This is a genomic window from Microbacterium sp. P2_F9, from assembly GCF_056403635.1.
The window spans coordinates 1-7,392 of record NZ_JBFUFC010000195.1; the positions used below are offsets into that span (position 1 = coordinate 1).

A 7,392-nucleotide genomic window follows, 5' to 3' on the forward strand; every position below is an offset into this window, starting at 1 on the left:
GAGGTCCGCCGCCCCGTTCATTGCCGCATCGGGAATGACGACTCCGTCCTCGTCGAGGACGCGACCCGACCAGAAGGTCGCGCTGTCGGGGCCGGTGACGGGATCGAGCCGGGCGAGGATCTGATGATCGACGAGGGAGTCGTCGATCATCACCGCCGGCGCATGATCGCCCGGGAACGGTCGATACTCCAGCTGGCCGGCATCGGCGGGTTCCGTGGGGTTGGCGGACTGACCGGCATCGTCGATACCGTCCGGCGAGCCGCTGAGCTCACCCTCCGGCCCATGCCCGCCACCGCCGCCGGAGTCGGCTCCTCCGGAGCCCGAGCCGTCATCGCCGCCACCCGTCGTGGTCTCCGGCTCGCGCACGATCGTCGACTCGCCCGACCCGCCCGTCTCGGTGCGGACGGGCGCCTCGTCGACGGTGGAGTTCACGGCACCGGGGCTGGTCTCGCCGCGCACGCCGCCTGCTCCGACGAGCTCGGGCTCGCGGACGTGCGCCGGGATCGAGGCATCCAATCCGCCGTCCGCCCCGCGGATGCCGCCGAGGGCGTTGTCGAACGTGGCCGCGGGCATCTCGATCTTCCCGCCGGGGAACTCGAGCGTGTGGGCGCCGAAGTCGTCGACGTGGGCGGTCACCGTGTTGAGGTCGACGCCCCAGTCATCGAGGGCCTTGATGGCGGATGCCGAGTCCGTCGCCGTGAAGACCTCGATGTGCGGCGGGTCGAGCTTCGCGCCGAGGTCGAGGCCGCCGATGAGGTTGTCGAGTGAGCCCAGGCCGACCTCCCCGAGCCGCACCGCGCCGTTCACGGCGAGCGATGCCGGGTCGATCAGGTCGACCACGCGGGCCATCTTGGAGAGGACGGATGCCGCGGTCCCGGCTGTCTTCACGCCCGCGATGGCCGCGCCGGCGGGGATGAGGATCGTGCCGACATTGAAGACCGACTCGCCGAGGGCGGTGCCGGGGTCGTCGGCCCACTGATCCCATGCGATGAGGGCCTTGCCGGTGTTGAGGGCGGCTTCGTCGGCCTGCGCCTTGAAGTCGCGAATCTCCTGGGGGAGGAATCCGCCGCCGCCCAACGCCGCCATGCCCTGGTCGGCCCACAGGAGCGGGCCGAGCACGGGAGAGTTCATCACGCCCGACGCGACGAGCAGGCCGAGGCCGCCCCACGCGGCACCGTAGGCGTCGCCGGAGAACCAGTCGCCCGTGGCGGGGTTGTAGCCGAGCACGAGCGTGCCGAGGCCTTGGATGGTGCCCCCGACACCGCCGACGAGGAGGCCCTCCCAGAGGAAGTCCTTGAACACGAACTTCGCGGTGGCCTCACCGCAGCCCTCGGATCGCTCGACGGGAGCACCCCACGGCATCTCGGTGCCTTCGGGGATCTCGCTCAGCCCGTAGCCGAGCGGATCGTTCTCCGATTCGTACGCGTGCAGGGGCGACGCGCCGTAGAGGGCGCGGATCTTGTTCGCCGCCGTCCGCTCGGCATCCCACAGGGCCACCTGCTGCGCGTTGACCTGCGCGATGAGGTCGTTGTTGCGGTCGACGTACTCCTGGACCTCGTGCCACTCCTTCGTGACGCTGCGGTACTGCGGGATGTCGGTCGCCGGGCTGGTCGTGTCGGTGGCGCCGTAGGCGTTCCATGAGCCCGAGTAGCCCTGCGCGCTGATGTAGGCGGGGTTGAGCTCCCGCACCGAGACGCCGCCGTCGATCTCGGTGCGAAACGCCTCCGCCTGCAGGCGGAGCGCGTCCAATTCGGCTTTGATGGGCCGCACGTCCGCTGCGAACTGCTGCAGCGCACCCGAGACGGTCTCGAGGTTGTCGCCCGCCGTCGTCGCCTGAGACGACACCGGCTGCATGAGCCTCAGGAGCGTCCCCGACTCGGGCGCCTCATAGACCCCGGCCATGCCCTGCCATTTGAGGTGCACACCCGAACCGTTGTCGCGCACCGCCCCGGCGATCGTGCCGATCGTCGACGCGTTCGCGTCGATCGCATCGGGATCGATGTCCTTACCCGGAATCTGGCTCGGGTCGATGGCGGACGGCACTCACATCACCCCCGGCGGCAGGTGGRCAGGGTACACGGCGGCCACGGAGGCCGACTGCGCGTTCGCTGCCATCTCGAGGTCACCCGCGACGTACGCCTCGGTGGCTTTCACGACACCGGATGCCGCGGCGCCGATGCGGGCGCTCATGCCCTCGATGCGCGGGCCCTCCTCCTGGGTGAAGTAGGCCTGCACCGCCTCGGAGATGGCGCCGGACTGCGTCGCCGTGACGGCGCCCTGCATCGCGGGCGCCAACCCGTTCAGTGCCTCGCCCAAGGCGACCGCGTAGGTGTTGACGTCTGCCAGCACCGCCACGACCCCCGACGGCTGGATGCTCCAGTGCGTCATGGATCAGTCGCGCAGCGCGCTCAGCCGATCGACTCGACGGCCGCGCGCGCCTTGCGCAGCGCGTCCTGTGCCGACTCGTCGTTGCGCTCGAGCGAGGAGCGCAGCGTGTGGATGATGCCGCGCACCTCGGCGGCGGCGTTCTTCCAGCGCGTCTCCTTCGCACGGTAGTCCTCCGACACGCCCTCCGCGGCGTAGTCGGCCATCGCCGCCTGCACATCGCGGTCGCGCTGGTCGATCAGCGCTTCAAGCTGCGCCGCGACGCGGTTGAAGTTGTCCTGCGCGTTCTGGGATGCCGCGATGTCGTAGTCGCGACGGTCGCTCTGATTCGCCATGGTCGCCTCCCCTACTTTCCGCTGCCGAACCGGGCGGCGTCGAACGACGACCCGGCCTCGAGGCTCTGGGTCTGGTCCACCATGGCGGACTCGCCTTCGAGGAACGAGCGGTTCATGCCGCCGATTCCGCCGAGCACGCCGTCCAGCGACGCCTTCAGCTCAGCCGAGATCGCGTCGGTGCGTCCCTTGAAGCGGTCGAACGCGGCGCGACCCGCGCCCTGGAAGCGCCCTTCGAGCGGCTCGGCCGCCTCGAACAGCTGGCGAACCAGCACCGACAGGTCGTCGCTCGATCCCGAGGTCGCCTTCGTCAGCACGGTGAGGGTATCTGCGCCCATTGCGAACTTCATCCGCGTGTCATCCCTTCTCGGCGGCGAGAGGTGCGTCGCCGGATTCGACATTTGTGGAACTCAGACAGGCTAACCCAAACCCGCGAAAGGGCATGTCCCCCGAATGGGGGGTTGCGCGGCAGGCGTTCATGGGGCATCGCGCCGCTCCCAGCGCGTCGGCAGGGCGGCCGTGGTCGTCGGCAGGGCGGCGTCCTGGAGCTCCGGCGGCGCCGCGGGCGCGGCATCCTGTGCCGGCTCTTCGGTGGGGGCTGCCGCATCCGTCAACGCCGCGGGCTCGAAATGGGCGACCTGAACGAGCGCGGGACGCTCGCCGCGACGAGCGAGGCGGCCTCGTCCGGCGATCATCGGCTCGGCGTAGAGCTTGGGGAGCAGCTGACCCTCGCCGCGGTCGCCCGACATGATGAGCGCCGTGGCGCCGGTATCGCGCACGCCCTGCAGTGCGACGTCGAACATCGCGCGCGAGGCACCCGCGACGGGACGGCTGACGACGACGTTGAGCCGCAGGTCGCGCGCCGAGGCGAGGTAGGGCAGGAGTGGACGCAGGGGCTCGGCTCCGCCGGCGGCGAGGATGTCGAGGTCGTCGGCGATCACGAGGATGCGCGGACCGCCGGCGCTGCGGTCGGCCGCGCGCTTCTCGAGCTCTGCGGCGATGGACTCGGCGAGCTGGCGCGCCTGGCGCCCCGAGGTGGCGTGGCCGCCGAGGTAGTCGTCGGGGATGTCGCCGGCGAGTTCGCCGCGGGCGTCCATGAGCCCGATCACGAGCTCCTCGGGCGAGTGCCGGTCGATCGCGCCCTGGGCGAGGCCGCGGAGCACCGTCGTCTTGCCGCAGCGCGAGTCACCCAGCACCAGGAGGTGGGGGTCGCGGCCGGCGAGGTCGACCAAGGCCGGAGTCATCGTGTCCTGCCGCAGGCCCAGCGGGATCTCGTCCGGCTCGTCCAGGGCGTCGGGCAGCTCGAGGGGCGCGAGGTCCTCGGGGAGCAGACGGATGGGCGCTGCCCCTGGCCCGCCCCAGCGGGCCGCGCTCTCGCGCGCGATGCGTTCGAGGGCCTCGCCGAAATCGGCGTCGTCGACCTCCTCCAGCAGCGGCAGGGCGACCTGCGCGAAGAGCCTGTCGTCGGTCAGCACGCGCCCAGGCTCGTCGGCGCGGAGGGTCGAAGCGAGCTTGCGCGCGATCTGCGAGTCGGACGGGTCGTTGAGCTTGAGCTCCAGTCGCGTGCCGACCAGGCCCTGCAGATTGAGGCGCAGCTCGCTCCAGCGCGACAGCGTCACAACGACATGGACGCCGAAGCTTCCCCCGCGCTCGAGCAGCTGGCCGAACGGCTGCTCGAGGTCTTCGAACTCCGTGCGCAGCGCGCCGAGACCGTCCACGAGCAGCACGACGTCGGCGCTCGGCAACTCGGGGAGACGCCCGTCGGCGTGCTGGCGGCGCATGTCGGCGAGCGTGTCGAGGCCGTGCTCGCGGAAGACCCGCTCGCGCACGGCCAGCATCGCCGTGAGCTCTTCGAGCAGGCGGGAGAGCCGCTCGCGGTGACCGCGCGTCGCCACGCCGCCGACGTGCGGGAACGGCTCGATGCGGGCGAGTCCGCCCCCGGTGAGGTCCATGCCGTAGATGCTCACCTCGCGCGGTGAATGCGTGAAGGCGAGGGATGCCGCGAGCGTCCGCAGGAACGTCGACCGCCCCGACTGGGGCGCTCCCGTGATCGAGACGTGCCCGCCCGACCGGGTGAGGTCGAGCAGCCACGGCGCCTGCTGCTGGCGGCTCGGGTCGTCGAGCAGGCCGAGGGGTGCGCGCAGCCCTCCGCGGCCCTCCGTCGTCGACAGGACGCCCCCGAGCGTCAGCACGGGGGGCAGCGGCGGCAGCCAGACGGGTTTCGTGCGCACGACGCCCCGCGTGAGACGGGAGGTGGTGGCCTCGACGAGCGTGCGGCCCGTGGTGGGAGCCTCCGGCATGGCCGGCGACGCCAGCGGCTCGGCGTCGTCATCGGCGGCCCGATCGTACGGCGGCAGCTCCAGGAGCGTCGGCGCTTCGGACCGCCCAGGTCCGGCCTCCATCGGCGCGGGCACCGCGCCCGACACATAACCGGCGCGAAAGCGCGTGTAGACGGACGTGTCGACCTTGAGGTAGCCGAACCCGGGGATCGCGGGAAGGTGGAAGGCATCGGGTGTGTCGAGCACGACGGCCGACTCCGACTCCGAGAAGGTCCGCAGCCCGATGCGGTACGAGAGATAGGTGTCGAGGCCCCGCAGCCGACCGCCCTCGATCCGCTGGCTCGACAGCAGCAGGTGCACGCCGATCGACCGGCCGATGCGTCCGATCGTGAGGAGCAGCTCGACGAAGTCGGGCTCGGCCGTGAGCAGCTCGCCGAACTCGTCGATCACGAGGAACAGGTGCGGGAGGGCCGGGAGGTCCGGACGTTCGCGCCGCAGTCGGCGGTAGTGGCCGATGGATGCCGCGTTCCCGGCATCCTTCAGCAGACGCTGCCGGCGCACGACCTCGCCCTGGATGCTCGCGCGGGCGCGCTCGGTCAGCTGCGGGTCATCGGCGAGGTTGTCGATGATGCCGGCGACGTGCGGAAGGCCGGCGAACGGCGCGAAGGCTGCGCCGCCCTTGTAGTCGACGAGGATCATGCTGAGGTCGTCCGGGGAGTGCGTCAGCGCGAGACCCAGGATGAGCGTGCGCAGCAGCTCGCTCTTGCCCGAGCCGGTCGCGCCGATGCAGATGCCGTGCGGGCCCATGCCCAACTGGGCCGACTCCTTGAGGTCGAGGAGCACGGGCGCGCCGCGGTCGTCGACGCCGATCGGCACCCGCAGGAAGTCGCCGGCCGTGCGCGGTCGCCACGCCTCGGCCAGGTCGATCGCGTCCACGTCGGCGATGCCGAGGAGTTCGGTGATGTCAGGAGCGAGTGTCGTCTGCGCATCGACCGCGCTCGTCCGGCTGAGCCGCAGCCCCGTGAGTGGACGCGCGATCACGTCGAGCAGCGCCGGGGGCACGGGATCGGGGCGGRTGCCGACCACGGCGTCCGCGCCCGTGMCCGGCGTCTCGATCCGCGCCGTGCCGTCGTCAGCGAGCGTCACACGCGCCGAGACGGCAGAGGGCTCCTTCACCCGGTCGTCGACGACGTGGATGACGGTGATGCCGAGGTCGGCGAGATCCAGCGCCGAGTCCAGGCGCGGCAGCGGGGTCGCGGCATCCGTCCCCTCGTCGATGAAGATGACGAGACGCGCGGGCTTCGTGCGCCGGCCGCTGCGCCGGGTGGCGGCGGCGGAGGCGACGCGGTCGCGCAGCTCTTCGGAGAGGAGGGCCAAGAGCTCGGACAAGGTCGGCGCGATGCGCCGCGCGGCCGCCTGCCCGGGTGGCGGACTCGCCGCCGACGCGTGGGGCAGGAGGTCGAGCCCCTGCCACTCGCCGCGCGCGGCGGCGGGGACGACGGCGGCCACGTGCACGTCGTCGGGCGAGTGCAGCGCACCGATCTGCGCGGCGATCGCGCGGCACAGGCCCACGGTGTCCTCGCGTCGCCCGACGATCGAGACATGGCCCCCGCGCTCGAGGTCGAGCACCGCGGGGAGGCCCTGCGCGACACCCGCGAACTGCACGAGCCGGGTCGCGGCACCCTTCATGACGGGGTCGAACGGCTGCACGGGGTTCTGCTCGGGCGGGAGCAGCACATCGACGGCGCGGAGGTCGCCCGTGCCGATCCGCACCCGCAGGAAGTCGGCATCACCGGGGCGCCGCTCCCATCGCCGCGCGGGGTTCGCCCCGACCTCGACGAGCGTCGCGGGTGCCGGATCGAGGGCGAGCGCCTCAGCGAGGTGCGTCTCGGCGACCTCGCGTACGGCGCCGCGCTGCTCCTCGAGGTAGTCCAGGTAGCGCTCGCGCTGCACGCGTCGCTGGCGGGCGGCATTGCCGCGGGCCGTGAACGCCATGCCGAGGCCGCCGACGAGCGCGACGACGAGGATGACGGCGCCGACCACGACCATGACGGGGTTGTTGCGCAGCAGCACGATCATCGTGATCGACGAGAGGCTGCCGAGGATGGGCAGGAGCGACTGCAGCGGAAACGGCGTCGAACCCTCGCCGATCGGGGGCGGTGGAGCGAGGACGATCGGAGCGGGCGCCTCCAGGGGCTGCGTCACGCGCGCCGGCCGATGGACGATGCGGAGCGTCACCGCTCTTCCGCCTTCCGGCCCGAGAGCACCGTCGCGGCGAGCTGCAGCAGGGCGCGATGCGTGGACCGGCCGCTCGGCCGTCCCTCGCCGCGCAGTCCGCGATCGAACGGGATGCCGACGACCGGCCAGGCGTCGGACGACATCATGCGGACCACGGC

General features: G+C 72.0%; 4 protein-coding genes and 1 pseudogene. All 5 read right to left on the reverse strand.

Features of this window, described 5'->3' with window-relative positions; translation table 11 throughout:
• Positions 1-2,043: pseudogene (locus tag AC1DVT_RS16385) on the reverse strand (hypothetical protein); the annotation flags it as partial.
• Positions 2,044-2,388 carry a DUF6507 family protein gene (locus tag AC1DVT_RS16390; protein ID WP_477390046.1) on the reverse strand — a complete coding sequence of 115 codons (345 nt, stop codon included), beginning with the start codon at positions 2,386-2,388 and terminating at the stop codon, positions 2,044-2,046.
• A 20-nt stretch (positions 2,389-2,408) separates the two neighbouring features.
• Positions 2,409-2,720: a pore-forming ESAT-6 family protein gene (locus AC1DVT_RS16395; RefSeq protein WP_457099499.1), complete on the reverse strand. Its 312-nt coding sequence runs from the start codon at positions 2,718-2,720 to the stop codon at positions 2,409-2,411.
• Positions 2,721-2,731: 11 nt separating this feature from the next.
• Positions 2,732-3,055 carry a hypothetical protein gene (locus AC1DVT_RS16400; protein WP_477390047.1) on the reverse strand — a complete coding sequence of 108 codons (324 nt, stop codon included), beginning with the start codon at positions 3,053-3,055 and terminating at the stop codon, positions 2,732-2,734.
• Positions 3,056-3,193: 138 nt separating this feature from the next.
• Positions 3,194-7,234, reverse strand: coding sequence for a type VII secretion protein EccCa (gene eccCa / locus AC1DVT_RS16405; RefSeq protein WP_477390048.1), 4,041 nt, complete (start codon positions 7,232-7,234; stop codon positions 3,194-3,196).
• Between the last annotated feature and the right edge of the window lie 158 nt (positions 7,235-7,392).